This is a genomic window from Litoribrevibacter euphylliae (assembly GCF_042646085.1).
Classification (GTDB): domain Bacteria; phylum Pseudomonadota; class Gammaproteobacteria; order Pseudomonadales; family Litoribrevibacteraceae; genus Litoribrevibacter; species Litoribrevibacter euphylliae.
Map to the genome: position 1 here is coordinate 52,083 of NZ_JBHRSZ010000004.1, position 16,397 is coordinate 68,479.

18 protein-coding genes are annotated in these 16,397 nt (G+C 43.8%); 13 read left to right on the top strand and 5 right to left on the bottom strand.

Features of this window, described 5'->3' with window-relative positions:
* Positions 1 to 46: 46 nt before the first annotated feature.
* From ACFOEK_RS07780 to ACFOEK_RS07790, 3 genes are all read left to right on the top strand, one after another.
* Complete coding sequence (locus ACFOEK_RS07780; RefSeq protein WP_386718738.1) at positions 47 to 301, top strand: GrxA family glutaredoxin; 255 nt, start codon at positions 47 to 49, stop codon at positions 299 to 301.
* Between the two features lie 225 nt (positions 302 to 526).
* Positions 527 to 1,009: an FKBP-type peptidyl-prolyl cis-trans isomerase gene (locus ACFOEK_RS07785; protein WP_386718741.1), complete on the top strand. Its 483-nt coding sequence runs from the start codon at positions 527 to 529 to the stop codon at positions 1,007 to 1,009.
* 54 nt (positions 1,010 to 1,063) lie between these two features.
* Complete coding sequence (locus ACFOEK_RS07790) at positions 1,064 to 1,294, top strand: DUF5683 domain-containing protein (RefSeq protein ID WP_386718744.1); 231 nt, start codon at positions 1,064 to 1,066, stop codon at positions 1,292 to 1,294.
* Positions 1,295 to 1,383: 89 nt separating this feature from the next.
* Here ACFOEK_RS07790 and ACFOEK_RS07795 read toward each other — a convergent pair whose 3' ends face one another.
* The 3 genes from ACFOEK_RS07795 to ACFOEK_RS07805 are packed head-to-tail and all read right to left on the bottom strand — an operon-like array spanning position 1,384 to position 6,058.
* Positions 1,384 to 2,427: a prolipoprotein diacylglyceryl transferase family protein gene (locus ACFOEK_RS07795; protein WP_386718747.1), complete on the bottom strand. Its 1,044-nt coding sequence runs from the start codon at positions 2,425 to 2,427 to the stop codon at positions 1,384 to 1,386.
* 56 nt (positions 2,428 to 2,483) lie between these two features.
* On the bottom strand, positions 2,484 to 3,602 hold the full coding sequence (locus ACFOEK_RS07800) for a phosphatidylserine decarboxylase (protein WP_386718750.1): 1,119 nt from the start codon (positions 3,600 to 3,602) through the stop codon (positions 2,484 to 2,486).
* A complete protein-coding gene (locus ACFOEK_RS07805) occupies positions 3,596 to 6,058 on the bottom strand; it encodes a hypothetical protein (protein WP_386718753.1) in 2,463 nt (820 codons plus the stop codon). Before ACFOEK_RS07805 ends, ACFOEK_RS07800 begins: the two co-directional genes overlap by 7 nt.
* A gap of 1 nt (position 6,059) precedes the next feature.
* Between ACFOEK_RS07805 and ACFOEK_RS07810 the strand changes: the two genes are divergently transcribed.
* A complete protein-coding gene (locus ACFOEK_RS07810) occupies positions 6,060 to 6,191 on the top strand; it encodes a hypothetical protein (RefSeq protein WP_386718756.1) in 132 nt (43 codons plus the stop codon).
* 133 nt (positions 6,192 to 6,324) lie between these two features.
* On the opposite strand, the gene ACFOEK_RS07815 is transcribed toward ACFOEK_RS07810, so the two are convergent.
* Together ACFOEK_RS07815 and ACFOEK_RS07820 are read right to left on the bottom strand one after the other, a co-directional pair.
* On the bottom strand, positions 6,325 to 7,581 hold the full coding sequence (locus tag ACFOEK_RS07815) for an HlyC/CorC family transporter (protein ID WP_386718759.1): 1,257 nt from the start codon (positions 7,579 to 7,581) through the stop codon (positions 6,325 to 6,327).
* A 58-nt stretch (positions 7,582 to 7,639) separates the two neighbouring features.
* Positions 7,640 to 8,458 carry a cytochrome C assembly family protein gene (locus tag ACFOEK_RS07820; RefSeq protein WP_386718761.1) on the bottom strand — a complete coding sequence of 273 codons (819 nt, stop codon included), beginning with the start codon at positions 8,456 to 8,458 and terminating at the stop codon, positions 7,640 to 7,642.
* A 327-nt stretch (positions 8,459 to 8,785) separates the two neighbouring features.
* Between ACFOEK_RS07820 and ffh the strand changes: the two genes are divergently transcribed.
* The 9 genes from ffh to ACFOEK_RS07865 all read left to right on the top strand — a co-directional run bounded on the left by ffh (position 8,786) and on the right by ACFOEK_RS07865 (position 16,395).
* Positions 8,786 to 10,210 carry a signal recognition particle protein gene (ffh, locus tag ACFOEK_RS07825; RefSeq protein ID WP_386718764.1) on the top strand — a complete coding sequence of 475 codons (1,425 nt, stop codon included), beginning with the start codon at positions 8,786 to 8,788 and terminating at the stop codon, positions 10,208 to 10,210.
* Positions 10,211 to 10,486: 276 nt separating this feature from the next.
* The gene (gene rpsP, locus ACFOEK_RS07830; RefSeq protein WP_386718767.1) at positions 10,487 to 10,726 is read left to right on the top strand and encodes a 30S ribosomal protein S16; all 240 of its coding nucleotides are present in this window, start codon (positions 10,487 to 10,489) and stop codon (positions 10,724 to 10,726) included.
* 55 nt (positions 10,727 to 10,781) lie between these two features.
* The gene (gene rimM / locus ACFOEK_RS07835; protein WP_386718770.1) at positions 10,782 to 11,327 is read left to right on the top strand and encodes a ribosome maturation factor RimM; all 546 of its coding nucleotides are present in this window, start codon (positions 10,782 to 10,784) and stop codon (positions 11,325 to 11,327) included.
* A gap of 38 nt (positions 11,328 to 11,365) precedes the next feature.
* Positions 11,366 to 12,130, top strand: a complete 765-nt coding sequence (trmD, locus tag ACFOEK_RS07840; protein WP_386718773.1) for a tRNA (guanosine(37)-N1)-methyltransferase TrmD — start codon at positions 11,366 to 11,368, stop codon at positions 12,128 to 12,130.
* A 10-nt stretch (positions 12,131 to 12,140) separates the two neighbouring features.
* Positions 12,141 to 12,494, top strand: coding sequence for a 50S ribosomal protein L19 (gene rplS / locus ACFOEK_RS07845; protein ID WP_386718775.1), 354 nt, complete (start codon positions 12,141 to 12,143; stop codon positions 12,492 to 12,494).
* Positions 12,495 to 12,660: 166 nt separating this feature from the next.
* Positions 12,661 to 13,557: a site-specific tyrosine recombinase XerD gene (gene xerD, locus ACFOEK_RS07850; RefSeq protein WP_386718778.1), complete on the top strand. Its 897-nt coding sequence runs from the start codon at positions 12,661 to 12,663 to the stop codon at positions 13,555 to 13,557.
* A 90-nt stretch (positions 13,558 to 13,647) separates the two neighbouring features.
* The gene (locus ACFOEK_RS07855) at positions 13,648 to 14,394 is read left to right on the top strand and encodes a DsbC family protein (RefSeq protein ID WP_386718781.1); all 747 of its coding nucleotides are present in this window, start codon (positions 13,648 to 13,650) and stop codon (positions 14,392 to 14,394) included.
* Positions 14,395 to 14,569: 175 nt separating this feature from the next.
* Complete coding sequence (locus tag ACFOEK_RS07860) at positions 14,570 to 15,229, top strand: TetR/AcrR family transcriptional regulator (protein ID WP_386718784.1); 660 nt, start codon at positions 14,570 to 14,572, stop codon at positions 15,227 to 15,229.
* 38 nt (positions 15,230 to 15,267) lie between these two features.
* Positions 15,268 to 16,395 (top strand): efflux RND transporter periplasmic adaptor subunit, encoded by a 1,128-nt coding sequence (locus tag ACFOEK_RS07865; RefSeq protein WP_386718787.1) that lies wholly within the window; start codon positions 15,268 to 15,270, stop codon positions 16,393 to 16,395.
* The last annotated feature ends 2 nt before the right edge of the window (positions 16,396 to 16,397 follow it).

Genomic DNA, 16,397 nt, shown 5'->3' on the forward strand with positions numbered 1-16,397 from the left:
CAGGCAATACTGCTCCTATCGAATCAACTGATGGGGAGTCAACCTAATGCAACGTATAACTATTTTTGGTCGTGAAGGATGTGGTTTTTGTAAACGAGCTAAGGAATTGTGCGAGATAAAAGGATTGAACTACGTCTATGTGGATATTCAAAAAGAAGGTATTTCAAAAGCCGATCTTGAGAAGACAGTCGGTAAACCTGTTCTGACTGTGCCTCAAGTGTTCCATGGCCAAGATCACATCGGTGGTTTCACTGAACTCAATAACTTTGTCAAAGTGCAGTTAGCCACGCAAGCTGCTTAATTTTACTCATTCACTGTTACCCTTAACCTTCGGCGATTTGTTTTTTCGTCGGAGGTTTTTTGATTTCATAGAATTATGAACCGATCAGTAAGAAATTTGGTTGCTGCCCTTGAAATTCAGGAAACCATCATCACATACTGAACTTAAGCTTTCTTCGTGGCTGGGTTCATGTTGAAAAAACTCATTTATCGTTGCAAAACGGTTTTCTCCTAACTGGGAAAAAATATGTCTATTTCTAATCAAAAAGTAGTAACCATGGATTTTAAAGTATCTGATACTAACGGACAGGTATTAGATTCGTCTGAAGGCGCTGAGCCGTTAGTGTATTTGCATGGTGCAAATAACATTATTCCTGGTTTGGAAAGCGCACTAGAAGGCAAGAGTGCTGGTGATTTCGTTAAGGTGGAAGTTGTTGCTGCGGAAGCGTATGGCGAGTATCACGATCAGATGGTTCAAGAAGTGCCTATGGCGGCGTTCGAAGGTGTGGATAAAGTTGAGCCTGGTATGGCATTCCACGCTGAATCTCCAGACGGCCATCCTATTCAAATCATCGTAACTGGTGTTGAAGGCGACATGGTGACTGTTGATGGTAATCATCCGCTAGCGGGTAAAGATTTGGTGTTTGAAGTGACAGTTAAAGACGTTCGTGATGCAACGGCAGATGAGCTTGAGCATGGTCATGTTCATGGACCTGGCTGCAGTCACTAAGTGATTACATCTGTGGTTTCTGGTCGTTTGTTTTAAACAATATGGAGTGAAACTTTGTCGAATCCAGGCATAGCAGCGGTATTGAGTTTGATTCTTCCTGGTGTTGGTCAGATTTATAACGGCCATTTTTGGCGGGCAATATTTTGGCTGATCATTACTCCAGGGTTTTGGATTGGTTCAGGCGGCTTTTTAGGATGGATCTGTCATTTGATTTCATCCTATACAGCATACAACAAAGCCAAAGAAAAAATGTTGTTTGAAATGAATGGTGATGCTCCAGAATAATGGAGTTACAATCTCTAGAAATCACGAAAGGCTACCGACAGGGTAGCCTTTTTTATGTCCACATTGTTTGGATATAAATAATGTTTGGACTAAATCCGATCTTTATGTAATTGGAAGCGAAGGTTTGAGCTGGTTACTGTGCTTGTTCCTGTGTAGAAGAAGGATACAAGCCAGATTAACTGCACACCTAAGATGACTTCCGGAGTCCAAAGGAAGGATAACCCTGCCATGAGATCCGCTTTTGCCGCCTCAGGAGCAGGATAGAAGCTCATGAAGATGGCTGTGTAAATTACTGCAACGACGGTCATGATTTGATAAGGCGAAATCTTGCTGCCGCCACGGTGGTCTGCACGCAGTGTTTCTGAATACAGTCTCCAGAACTGTGTAAATACTAAGGTGAACATCAGAGCGAAGAAGTAATAGCCTTCCAGGAAGGTCATAAGACCGATCAGACCACACAGGACATAAAGAACTGAGGTAATGGCTTGGATAGGTAGTACACGCACGCCGTGTAACTCTGATGCATAACAGGCTTTACGTGTTTCGCCGGAGAAACTGAAGCTCATTGGGCCAAATACTTTTTGAACCCAAGTAGGAAGCTGGTCCATGCGTTTGCCATAACAGCAACCAAAGCTCACACAAGCCAGTCGCCCAAGACCTTCCCCGAAACTGTAGGCAACAGAGATGGCAGCCATGGTTGGGATTAAAGAAAGCTCGCCGTAGTCTGCAAGCAGTGCATTTGCGCCTTCAATTAAAAGCGGCGCTGAAATGATACCCACAAAGGTTGCGCCACCAATGGTGAAGGTGTGGCTCTTACCTTCAACGATGCGGGCGACCAAACGGGCCGACGGTAAACAAATCGCTAACAAGGCTGAAATAACAACCGCAGTTAGGATCAGAGAATTGTTCACCGATTCCATCATCATCACGAACAGCAGAACGCCGATGGCAAGTGATGTTGCTGTAAAGACACCATAATACGTTAGGTTTAGGCCCACCCATTCGCCGTTTTCATTTTTCTTGAAAGGAATGGTTGCTAAAAACTGCCACCGTTCTTTCGTTAACACTTTGAACATCCATCCTTGAAACGCCAAAAGGCATGCGCCTAAGGCCAACACAAATACGGTATTCATATTAATTTCCTCCACTGGTTAATTCCCTGCGTACAGGTTCTTTCCTTGGTCACTATTTATTCGACTATTGTTGTTTGAGTATTCGGTGTTTGTGATAACCCTGTTACTGCAAATAATTGAGACGAATCTTCCTGACTTTTAGTCTGCGAATGCCCGTTCACTAGCCGTTTTTTGGTATGGGCTGGCATTGCGATGTGTGAGCGAACCGCTACATCGGTTTCAATCAAAGGCTGATTGAAGGCTTGATTGAAACGGCTTTGCGCTTGTTCATGCATTAGGTTTGAAATAATGCGTTCAGAGAACTGGATTCTGTCTTTCTGGAAAATCAGTACATCCGTACTGCTTCCTGGGTGATAGAGGCTCTTTGGCTGCCCTTTTTTCAGGAATAGGCCTGGTTCAACCGGTACTGGATTGTCGTATTCGCGATCGCTGTAGCACTGCTCAATTTCACCGATCATGAGCGCAACCACTTCTACCATTGCGACTAGACCAACGTTACTGCCGCCAGGAATATCGGTATCGATGACGGTCACTACCCGGCGGTTTTTGGAGTAGGGGGTGACTACCTTAACAATGGCGCCTGGGTTGCAAGAATGAAAGTGGCCATCCAGCTCATAGATATCCACAACCTTGCCGGAAACCGGAACGTGGTTGTAATGGTATTTGTCTGGTGTCAGACGGAAGATAGCAAAGTCACCATCTTCAAAGGCTGTGAGCCATCGGGTTTTATCTTCGCCTAACATTTCTTCAAATTTGAAGAATTTGTCTTTGATCCGTAATGGCGAGTCGTCACTAAATGATCCAATTAGCATTCGGGAATCTGCTGGTGACAGAACGGCTTCTGTTTCATTCGGCTGAGGACGACATTCCCAATACTTAATTTTGCGCTCAAAGATACGTCGAGCTGTGGTAAAGGATTCAGGCGGATCGATGCACTCGTCCAAGTTGACACCACATTGTTTGAGGAATTTTTTATTTCCCAGCAAACGTGTTGTCAGCGCCATGTCAAAGTTAAGGTGTGCGAGTAACTTTGAACTGAACGATCCCGTTAGAGCTTTAAATACGCTCGGTGAACGCTCACGAGCTGAGCTATAAAGCCATTGAATGATGCGGTCTGCAAATAGCGTTTCGTCGATGACGTTTGCGTCTTTGTCTATGTACTGATGATTCAACATGCGTTTACATTTTCCTGAATAGTATTCTTTTTACCTTCAGCCGATCCTTGCTGGTGGTGGTCTGAGTTTTGTTGAGCTTCTTTACTTGGTGAAAGCAAGTCGCAGTCGAGAGTTATGATGAGTGCTACAAGCTTTCTGATTCGATCACTGTTTAGTGCCTCCGAAATCAGATGTTGCTTGGTTTGGAAAAGCCACTCAGACAGCTCAATTTCAATGCCTAGTTCAGATTGGAGTTGCTGAATTTGTTCTTTACTCAGGTTATTAACATCCGTGTGCAGAGAATCCATGGCTTCAGCCAAGTGTTTTAGGCGTAAGTCGGTTCGGTAATATTCTTCGGCCTTAGTGTTGAAGCGTTTGCCTGACAGCTTGATTGGGTCGTCGTATTTCTCGTCTTTCAAAATGTCGTTGACGAGGCGATCAGCCACTGAATGATTCCCCTTGATACGTGCCTCGAGATCCAGAACCGTTTCTTCAAGTCCTAAGCCAGTAATCAGGTCACCGGCTTCGTTTTTGATAAAGCTCAGAAGGGCATCGCGGTAGTCTTCCAGACGAACTACGTTAAAGCCTTTGTTACGACGGCTTTTCTTAATTTTTCGAGCTGATTGCAGCAGGGTGTTGAGGAAGTGATTTTGCGTGTCTTGTTTGAAGGAAAATTTCTTAAGCTCGGTTGCCGCCGTAAAGAAAATCTGACGGCGTTCACTTTCGATTTCTGGTGAATCAGGAATGTCTGAGTGGGTAACCTTGCCTTCAGCAATAAGCTTGTATGCCAGTGCCTGAATCAGGATTTGCAGATTGACTGCTTGCCCCATGTCTTGTTCGATGCTGTGGAACAAGGAGTAGTGGCGACCTTCAAATCCGCAGTAGCCCATCTTCTGGAATTCACGAAGTTTGAATAGCAAGTACATCGACATGTTCTTGTCGAAGATGCCCATTTTATCCAAGTCTTCTTTAAGTAAATCCTGATTGCCCAGTTTGCCATCCAGTGCTGCATGGGCTTCTGTGCTTAACAGAGCCGCCGGGTAATCAATTAATCGGAAGTCTGGCACGTAATCGCCTTTCAGTCCTAGCGAGGAACTGACGGTGTGATCTACAAAGTTGGGGCCGAATGGCGTGATCGGACGACCAATGAATTTAATTTTGGCTTTGCTTTTCCAGCGACGCCAGAACATCCGCAGATGTGTAAAGTCGAGCTCATGCGGTAGGAAACCCAGTACGGTTTCCGGGTGGAATTGTTCAAAGTCGATGCGATAAGGCGCAGCGGTATAAGTCCCCACAAACAGAGGTAAAAAGTGCTCTGTGATCTTAATTACCAGATCGCCTAACAGTTTTTCATGAGCTTCATTAAAGCCATTGGTTTTGTCTTCGAGGGCGTGTTGAATTTTTTTACTGCCGAGACTGATGTGGGTGCCGTTATTCGCCAAACTGATGTTGGAAGTGTTTGGCAGTATGATTAGGTTTGAGTTAATAATGCCTGCGTCACGTAGCTTTGCGACCGCATTCAAGTGTGAGCGACTTAACACCTGATGACAAAGAGCCATATAAGCGTGTTTCTCTTCTCCTTTATCCCAACCTGATAAGCAAGGGCTCATAAACAAGTCACGATAAAAATTATCTGAGATGCAATCGTTTAATTGTTTCTGGCGACTTGGTGGGTGCGGCGAGAAAAAGATCATCGCTTTTTGCTGGAAGTGTTCCAGACCAAAATGTTTATTTGCATATTCGGTGAGCAGGTGTGTGAACAAGAAGCGATGTGAGGTTTCTTGAGAAAGCTGGAAACCCAGACCTTTCTCTTTCGAAAGATTAAGGACTTTAAATGAGTGGGTTTCGGGGGAGGTGTTGTCGTTGGAGAAGTTATCCACCAACTTCATGCCTTCCTCACGAATGTAGTCCGGTAGCTGATATTTATCAGCGAGAATATCGGCTAATGATAAGCGCACTAAATAGCTAATCGGCACTCGAACCCAAGGCTGATCGTCTTCCATAAACAGGAAGCTGGAGGAATCGCTGCGCTGTCGATTTTCTTCCGATTTTTTATCTGCTTTCAAGTCGTAATTGAAAATCTTAAGACTGTTGGTATTAAGCTTTTCTAGAGGGAAGCGAACCCAGCTGTTTTCCCAAACACCGGATTGGTTTTCCAAGTATTCATTGAGTCGTTCCACTGCGGAATCCGCAACATCACCGGTTTGGGACCGGCGAAGAACGTTAGCGTAGTAGGAAGACTTTCTGATGGTGCAAGGAAGGTCAACATGGTCCTTATCACCCATCACAGCCACTTGGAGTTCAGTTTCTGAGCCTGCAGTTATGTCTTCGGCAGAGAAAGGAAGGGTGGAAAGGTCTTTAGGGTTGATACCGAGCAAATCACAGCATATTTTTTCGTTCAGAAGCTCATTGGTTGGGCGTTCTTTTTCTTGTTCTTTTAGCTGGATATAGGTCGGATGTTCACGGCTTTGGGACATCTTGAGTCCGACTCCTATTACTGTTTTATTAGAAGTCTATGGCGGTTATGTGTATGAAATTTGGCCGTTCGTTGAACAAGATGTGACTGTTTTGTTTCAGTATTATTACAGTGGCAAGCTGAGAAATACCTAAAAATCTCTATAAATTAAGAAGCTAGAGGAGACTTTTCAGGTGGTGGTTAATCATTGTGATGAGTGCTTTAAAGACGCTGTGTGGAAAAATTGAGAGGTTTCCTAACCTCTCATTGAGAGGCTAGAAATATTACTTAAGCGGCAGGAATGATTCGGGCAGATTTGATGATATTTTCTTTCACCTGAAGAATTTCAATGTAATAGCCATCTAATTTCAGGCTCAGGTTGGCATCCGGTATGTATTCCAAGTATTCAACAATTAGACCGTTGATGGTTTTTGGTCCTTCCGTAGGTAACGCCCAGCCCAGGGTTTTGTTGATGTCACGAATTGCTGCAGTGCCATCAATAATGAAAGAGCCATCGTTTTGCGGCGTAATATCTTTGTTGAAGGTGGCTATGTCGGTAGTGAACTCACCGACGATTTCTTCAAGAATGTCTTCCAGAGTAACGATGCCCTGAACGTCTCCATATTCATCTACAACCAGAGCAATACGACGCTTTTCTTTCTGGAAATTGAACATCTGAGTATGCAGTGGTGTGCTTTCAGGAACGAAATATGGCTCTCTGGTCGCTTGCATGATCATTGACTTGGTCAGTCGGTTTTCATTAAGGAAACGGTTAATGCTTCTTAAATGAACGATACCTACTACTTTATTAACGTCGGATTTGTACACCGGCATTCTGGTGTGCTGACTGTGGCGTATTTGCTCGATGATTTCTTCTATATCGAGATCAATGTCGATACCAACCACTTCGTTTCTAGGCACCATGATGTCGTCGACAGAGACTTTTTCGAGGTCAATAATCGAAACCAGCATGTCCTTGTATCTAGGAGATATGCGTTGGCTTGATTCAAACAGAACTGTTCTTAGCTCTTCTTTGCTTAGTGCGTCTGAACCTTCACCGTTGGAGCGAATACCTAGAAGAGATAATAAAGACTTAGTGATGATGTTCAGTAGCCAGATTACTGGGTAAAGAACTTTCAATAAAATGGCTAAGATATACGATGCAGGGAAGGCGATGCGTTCTGGATGCAGTGCCGCAATAGTTTTTGGTGTCACTTCAGCAAAGATAAGTACCACAATGGTTAGCGCGGTAGTGGCAATCGCAATACCCGCATCACCCCAAAGTTGTACTGCAATGATGGTTGCAATGGCGGAAGCAAGGATGTTTACAAAGTTGTTTCCAACCAAAATGACGCTAATCAGCTTGTCTGGCGTCTTCAGTAGTTTCTCAGAATTTTTTGCACCCCGATTTCCGCTTTTGGCCAAATGTTTCAGGCGATAGCGGTTGAGCGACATCATGCCAGTCTCAGAGCTTGAAAAGAATGCAGATAAGATGATTAAGAATACAAGGAATGCACTAAGGAGTGCTATGGGGTACTCGTTCAAGGAATGTTTGACCTAAAAAGCTGATTTGTTCGAATTGTTAAGCACAAAAGAGTATCCGTCAAGAAGTGACTGGAATTTGAAGTACTAATTCTAATACTGCCTTACTTCCAAAATATCCAAGCAGTAATAACGCCCAGCCGCCTAAAGTCCAGCGAATGGCCTTCTTGCCACGCCAACCATACAGTTGGTGGCCCAATAGTAACGTACCCAAAACAATCCAGGCTGCAATAGACAGTACCGTTTTATGGACTAAGTGCTGTTCAAAGAGATCTTCTACAAATAAAACGCCAGCCACCATGGCGCCTGTCAATAAAATGAAGCCTGTCCAAAGCATGTTGAACAGTAGGTGTTCCATAGTTTGCAGTGGAGGCAAAGTTTTAATGATGTTCCAGCTGTTGTGGCGTTGTTTTAGTTTTTTATTCAGAACTAAAAGCAAAATCGCTTGCAATGCCGCAATGCTGAAGAAGGCGTACGAGGTAATCGACAAGATAATATGTGTCGCTAAGCCTGGCGAAAGATGTTCAATGGTTTGTGAATCAGAGTGCGTGGCAAGCACTGACCACATTAAAGCGCCTGCGGCAATCGGAGCAATGCCGATAAATAAGCTGAGGACAGGTTTTTTAAAGCTGTTAAGGAACACCATCAGAGCAATAAGAGCTGCCACTAATGATGAAATATTGTCGATGCTGATGTCTGGACCATGATCGGTACGAATGCTACTGCTGCATAAGACAAAGTGGATAAATATAGCGAATCCCAGAATAATGTTCTGTTTTTCCAGAGGGATGCCAGATTTTCCATTGAGAATCCGTAGCTGAGAGCCAGCTACAATTATGTATGTAATGGAAACGACTATGGCCGCTGCAAGTTCCCACATATTCTCTTATTGTTCCTGTTTGCGCTTAGATTCTTACCTGAATACCGAGAGGTTGACCTGTTCAAGATCAAAAAAACCATCGTAGTTTGTCACAGATAAGGGGTTTATAGAAGAGTCTGAATAGCTTAACAGGGGTGGAATCAGTTAGAATTGTCCTCAATCATAAAAAAGGTGTGTTTTTAAGCTGTTTTGATCCCTCTGGATATTTATTATTGTCAGCCCTTGGGATGCGCTATATACACCCTTATTATCAAGAGTATTACTGACAGATTTTTATGTGCGGTGATACTCGTTTGAATTTAGCCGTATTAAGGTAGACAGATATTCATGTTTGAAAATTTATCCGATCGTTTAACGGACTCCCTCAAACACATAACCGGTCAGGCCAAACTGACAGAAGACAACATCAAGGGCACCTTGCGTGAAGTTCGCTTGGCGTTGCTTGAGGCTGATGTTGCTTTGCTGGTTGTTAAAGAATTTATTGGTAAAGTTAAAGAGCGAGCTATTGGTTTGGATGTTTCCCAGCATCTGAATCCTGGTCAGGAATTTGTCAAAATCGTTCAGGAAGAGCTTGAAGCTCTTATGGGCGAGGCGAATGAAGATCTTAACCTTAATGCGCAACCGCCGGCTGTGATTATGATGGCTGGTTTACAGGGGGCGGGTAAAACCACCACTGTAGGTAAGCTAGGTAAGTTTCTAAAAGAACGTAATAAGAAAAAAGTGCTTGTTACATCGGCTGACGTTTATCGTCCTGCTGCAATTAAACAGCTGGAAACCTTAGCTAATGACCTCGAATTAGAATTCCACCCTAGTACAGGCGATATGGATCCTGTGGAAATTGCACAGGGTGCTATTGCTGATGCGCGTCGTAAGCAGGCAGATGTGGTGATTGTGGATACCGCGGGTCGTCTTCATATCGATGAAGAAATGATGGGCGAAATTAAGCGTCTTCATGCTGCGATCAACCCAGTAGAGACTTTGTTTGTTGTTGATGCGATGACAGGTCAGGATGCGGCAAATACAGCGAAAGCATTTAACGATGCGTTACCGTTAAGTGGTGTGATTCTAACCAAGGTTGACGGTGATGCGCGAGGTGGTGCTGCATTATCTGTACGCCACATCACAGGTAAACCAATTAAATTCTTGGGTGTTGGTGAGAAGACAGATGCGTTAGAGCCTTTCCACCCAGACCGGATGGCGTCTCGTATTCTTGGGATGGGTGATGTTCTATCTCTTATTGAAGAAGCTGAACGCAAAATCGATAAGCAGAAAGCTGAAAAGTTCGCGAAGAAGATTAAGAAAGGTAAAGGCTTTAACCTGGAAGATTTTCGTGATCAGCTTCAGCAAATGAAAAATATGGGTGGTATGACCAGCTTACTAGATAAGCTTCCTGGTATGGGGAATTTATCTCAGATGGCCGGTGACCATTTGAATGAGAAAATGTTTGTTCAAATGGAAGCAATTATCAACTCAATGACACCTCATGAGCGTCGCTTCCCGGATGTTATCAATAACTCTCGTAAAAAGCGTATCGCTGCCGGTTCAGGTACTTCTTTGCAGGATATTAATCGTCTTCTTAAACAGCACAAGCAAATGCAGAAGATGATGAAAAAATTCAGTAAGAAAGGGGCTGTAGCAAATCTGATGCGAGGTATGGGCGGTATGTTTGGTGGCGGCGGCCCTGGTGGTGGTATGCCACCGGGCGGAATGCCTCCTGGTGGTATGGGGGGCGGTTTACCACCTAAGTTTTAGGCCGTTGTTGAGTATTATTAAAAGCCGTAACCTGAAGGTTACGGTTTTTTTATGTCTACTATTTATATAGTTTATATTTTTCTCTGTTGGCTAGCCCATGTTGGGACAAGGACTTGTTCAGAGGTTCTCTAGAAAAAACAGGTTTCTTTTATTTGAGTGTTCACGTAGAATACGCGCACTTATTTTACCGGGTATTTCAGGCCTAGCTAAGTCTGAATTGCCTTAAAACCAATGGTAGGTGATATCAAAGCCTCCCGCAGATAAAGGATCGATACTATGGTAGTAATTCGATTAGCACGCAGCGGTTCTAAAAAACGCCCTTTCTATCACATTTCAGTAGCTGACTCACGTAATGCACGTGACGGTCGCTTTATCGAGCGGGTAGGGTTTTTTAATCCAGTCGCTCGTGGTCAGGAAGAGCGTCTACGCATCGACAATGAGCGTGTTGAATACTGGGTGTCTAAAGGTGCTCAGCTTTCTGACCGCGTTGCTAAGCTTGTTAAAGAAGCTAAGTAATTAGCTAAGAAATATTTTGGTACCGGACTGATATCCTTACTCGATGCAAAATAATATGCAGTCAAAAAACACTGAAAAGACAATTAAGCTAGGAAAGATTACTGGCGTTTTTGGTGTTAAAGGTTGGGTTAAAGTGTATTCCTACACTGATCCGATGGAAGGGATATTTGATTATCAGCCTTGGTATATCAATCACAACGGTCAGGAACTGGTTGTTGAGGTTGAAAGTGGTCAACGACATGGCAAAGGTTTGATTGCCAAGTTGAAGAACTACAATGATCGTGATCAGGCGGCATTGTTATCAGGAAGTCTTATTGAAGTCGCTTCTGATGAGTTGCCTGAATTAGATGAAGGTGAGTATTACTGGCATCAGTTAGAAAAGTTAAATGTTCTGACTGTGGCGACAGAAGGTGAACCTGTTTTATTGGGTAAGGTTGCTTACTTAACAGAAACGGGATCAAACGATGTAATGGTAGTTAAGCCTTGTTCAGGAAGCATCGATAAAAGAGAGCGTTGGGTGCCATATTTACCTGACCAGTTTGTACTTAAAGTCGATCTTGATGAGCAAACGATTACTGTAGACTGGGATCCTGAGTTCTAGGTGTGGTTTTCAACCAAAGAACTAAAAAGGTTTAGTCAATGCAAAGTAAGTGGATTGGGGTAATCTCTCTCTTCCCTGAAATGTTTTCAGCAGTGACTGAACATGGGGTGACCAGAAGGGCATGTGAGCGCGACTTGTTGAAAGTCGAAACTTGGAATCCTAGAGATTTCACTCATGACCGACACAGAACAGTAGATGATCGACCTTATGGTGGTGGTCCTGGCATGTTGATGAAGGTTCAGCCTTTACAAGATGCGATCCATGAAGCGAAAGCAACCATGGGGCAGGATTCGAAAGTCATCTATATGTCGCCTCAGGGGCGGCCGTTAGATCAAGAGGGTGTTAAATACCTCGCTTCATTAGACAAGCTGATTATTGTAGCGGGTCGATATGAAGGCATTGACGAACGGGTAATAAAAACGGAAGTCGATGAAGAGTGGTCAATCGGTGATTATGTGTTGAGCGGCGGCGAATTGGCTGCAATGGTGATGATAGATACGGTAACCCGTATGATCCCAGGCGCTTTAGGTCACGAGATGTCAGCGGAAGAGGATTCTTTTGCGACAGGGTTGTTGGACTGCCCACACTATACCAGACCGGAAGAAATAAACGGTTTGACGGTACCGGACGTATTACTTAGTGGCAATCACGAAGCCATCCGCAAGTGGCGATTGAAGCAAGCACTTGGCAGGACATGGCAAAGGCGGCCTGAGTTACTGGACCAGCAAGAGCTGGATAAAGAACAAAAGGCGTTATTAGAAGAGTTTGTACGTGAGTCGGAAAACCCGGCCACGAGTAAGTAGGAGTTGTGTCATGAGTGGCAAAAACCCAATTATTCAACAAATCGAAAACGAACAAATCAATAAAGAACTACCAGCGTTTGGCCCAGGCGACACTGTAGTAGTTCAAGTAAAAGTAAAAGAAGGTAACCGTGAGCGTCTTCAGGCATTTGAAGGTGTGGTAATCGGTAAGCGTAACCGTGGTTTGAACTCTGCGTTCACTGTACGTAAGATCTCTCACGGTGTTGGCGTTGAGCGTACTTTCCAAACTTATAGCCCGCTAGTAGACAGCGTAGCAGTTAAGCGTCGTGGTGACGTTCGTCAAGCTAAGCTTTACTACTTGCGTGAGCTTCAAGGTAAGGCTGCTCGTATTAAAGAGAAAGTGTAACTTTCTAGTTAAGCGAAATGCTGTTGGTGGTTTAGGTTGTTTCGGTAACTTGAACCACTTACTAAAAAAAGGCAGTCTTGATGACTGCCTTTTTTAATGCCTGTATTTTTTATGGCTGTAAATAATGGGTGATTAAGGCTTAGCGGTAAGATGGATGTTTACTTGAATGAACGCTGACAACGAACAAATTATTTCAAATTATTTAGATTCGCTCTGGTTGGAAAAGGGGTTGAGTGATAACTCATTGGCAGCCTATAGAAGAGATTTAAAAAGCCTTGCTGAGTTCGTTGAAAAACTTGATAAAACTCTCCTTCAAGTGGATCGAATTGATCTGATGGATTATCTGGGAAGTCGAATGCGTGCAGGTTATAAGGCGCGATCAACGGCTAGAATGATGTCGTGTGTTCGTAGTTTCTATCGGTATTTGATTCGAGAAAGTAAAATCTCTGAAGATCCAACACAAAACTTGGAAAGTCCAAAGCTTGGTCGTCCGATTCCTGACTCTTTAACAGAAGAAGAAGTAGATCGACTCTTGGATGCGCCTGATATTAAGACAAACCTTGGTTTAAGAGATCGAACCATGCTCGAGGTTTTATATGCAACAGGCTTGCGAGTGTCGGAGTTGGTTGGTTTACGTTTGGAGCAGGTTAATCTTCGTCAAGGGTTGGTTCGAGTTACCGGAAAAGGAAATAAAGAGCGACTGGTTCCGTTAGGTGAAGAAGCGATGGATTGGATTGAGAGCTTTTTAAAAGAAGCGCGGGGAGAGATGTTGCCTGATTTATCTGATTCCATTGTGTTCCCGAGTCAGCAGGGTCGTCCTATGACACGTCAGACGTTTTGGCATCGTATAAAGCGGTATGCCATTGAGGCAGGGATCACTAAACATTTATCTCCTCATACGCTTCGGCATGCATTTGCTACACATCTGTTAAATCATGGGGCGGACTTGCGTGTTGTTCAAATGTTACTGGGTCACAGTGACTTATCCACAACTCAAATCTACACTCATGTTGCTCGCCAGCGATTGAATGCACTTCATCAACAACATCACCCGCGTGGGTAATTTCTTAAGGTAGTTTCGGAACTATCGCTGTACCCTCAAGTCTGATAGGGTATGTCAAAATCGTAACTAATTGGATTATTAGGTCATAGAATGAAAATGAATCAGGTTACCAAGTTGTGCTCTGGAGTTGCATTAAGCTTGGGTTTATTCATGGGTGCTGTAAATGTTTCTGCCGATGAGACAACGCCAGATATTACTGCCAAGTTAAAGAAAGTGATTCCGCAGGCTCAAATTGAGTCGGTATCTGAGAGTCCGGTGCCTGGTTTGTACGCGGTTGAAGTGGTTGGCAACGGTATTATTTATATGTCGGAAGATGGAAAGCACTTCATTGCCGGTGATTTATATCGTATTGGTACAGATGGTTTGTCCAATGTCACTGAAGAAAAAATGAACACAGTGCGTGCCAAAGCTTTGTTGTCTGTGAATAAAGATCAAATGATTACGTTTCCTGCAAAAGGGAAAGAGAAAGCTAAACTGACGGTCTTTACCGATATCGACTGTGGATATTGTCGTAAGTTTCACCAGGAAGTCCCTGAGTTAAATGATTTAGGTGTTTCTGTGAGTTATCTGGCTTTCCCTCGTGCGGGAATTGGTTCAGGGTCGTTTAACAAATATGTGTCTGTTTGGTGTTCCGATGACCAGCAGGCCAGCATGGATAAAGCAAAGTCTCGTAAGCCTGTTGATCCAAAGACGTGTGAAAATCCAGTTGAAGCACAATACCTGTTAGGGCAGCAAGTAGGTGTTAATTCTACCCCTAACTTGGTAACAGAGTCAGGTGAGTTGATTCGTGGATATGTGCCTGCAAAACAATTGGCCGAGCGTCTTGGTGTAAACTAAGAGTGTCTTGCCGTGAGGCAAGTTTATTCGGTCTTGGAAAGCCATCAGATGATGGCTTTTTTTTGTCTGTACTTCTTGTGTGACCAGTGGTCACAAAATGACTGGTAGTCATTTACGAAGGCTTTTTGTTCAGTTAAGCTGTCGGCTATTCAATGTACTACTGAAATGTGGGTCTATGACGACAGAGTTAACTTCAGCTCAAAATAGAAAAGAGCGCGAATTTCAGCGTAGGGAGCAAGAGATATTAACTGCTGCCACTTCTTTATTTAAGAAGGATACGTGGGAAGATGTAACGGTTTCGCAAATTGCGGAGCAGGCTGAAATAGGAAAAGGCACTGTTTATAAGCATTTTAGCTGTAAAGAAGATATCTATGCACGTCTTGCACTGAACTTTCATTATCAGTTAATGGCGGTCTTTAAGTCGATCGAACGCAACCAAGATACTCTTGCGTTTATGAGGGATGCGATTTCGGAATCGTTTCGTTTTTATCGTAAAAATACGGTGTGTGCCAAATTAAGTTCGTACTGTAAGCGAGTTGATTTTAAACAGCGTATTTCTCCGACCTTGAGGGCAGAGTACGAGTCTCTTGATCTTGAATTTGAGTCTTTTTTTGGCTCCTTGCTTCAAACTGGTATTGACGATGGAACCATAAAGTCACAACCCATTACTCATTTGATGGTTGGTCTAGAGGCTACGTTCGAAGGGGCACTCTCTATGATGATGAATGATTCTTATACTGACTTTTCGGAACTAAAAGAAGATGAATTTGTCGAGGTTATCACAAGTTTCATGATGAATGCGTTAAGTGCTGAAGCGGAAAAAACAACGATATAACAACCAACAACAGCGGAAGTTGGATCTTAGGGGGAACTATGAATAAATCAATGTGGATTGCCTTAGCCTTATCAGTAGGGTTATTAGCTTGGGTGGTGACCGGGCCTGGTCGCACAACCTCTGAAGTGGCTCAAAAGGAACAGGTACCGTTAATGAAGGTTCAGGTGGTTGATGAAGTAGCGAGCTCGGTTGATCTGAAAATTAAATTACAAGGCGAGTTGTTGCCTGCTCGAGCTGTTGTGTTGCGTGCGGAGACTCAGGGTCGGGTTGCATCGATTGACGTCGATAAGGCGCAGAAGGTTAATGAAAACCAGGTTCTACTTTCGATAGCGATGGATGATCGTCACGCCCGTTTAGAAGGTGCGAAAGCTGAACTGCTGAAGGCGGAAAGTGATCTTGAAGCAAATCGTAAGTTATTCAAGCGGGGCCTGTTATCTGCTAGCCAATTAAAGCAAGATGAGGCCAATTATGCCTCGGCGAAGGCGGCGTTGAGTCAGATTAAAACAGAGATTGATCATACCCGAGTGAAGGCGCCCTTTAATGGCGTTGTGGATGATCGATTTGTGGAAGTTGGTGATTACCTGAAAAGTGGCGATGAGCTTGCCAGAGTTCTTGATATTACTACGTTGAAAATGACTGGCTGGGTTCCTCAACAAAAGGCAGCGTCTTTATCTGTTGGCCAGGACGTCGAAACAACCTTAGTTAATGGTAAGAAATTACATGGAAAGATTAGCTATGTAGCCCCTCAAGCCAATACAGAAACCCGTGCGTTCAAAGTTGAAGTTACGATTAAACCGGAGAAGCACATCAAATTGTTGGGTTCTAGTGTCAGCGCAGAAATTACAACGGAGCAGATTACTGCGCATTTCTTATCGCCGTCAGCCATTAGTCTTGGTACGGATGGGACATTGCTGGTTAAAACGGTGAATGAGGAGTCCAAAGTTGAATCCTACCCTGTTGAAGTGTTGCAAAGCGAAGCCTCTGGTTTATGGATTAGAGGCTTGCCGGATCGTGTTCGAGTTATCACAGTAGGGCAAGGCTTTGTGATCGAAGGTCAGCAAGTCGAAATATCATCAGTGGATGCAGAAAAAAATGAGCCAACAACGTCTGTGTCCGAAGCTTCGACGAAGCCATTAGCGGATGAGAAGACCGCTCAGGAAGTGTAATT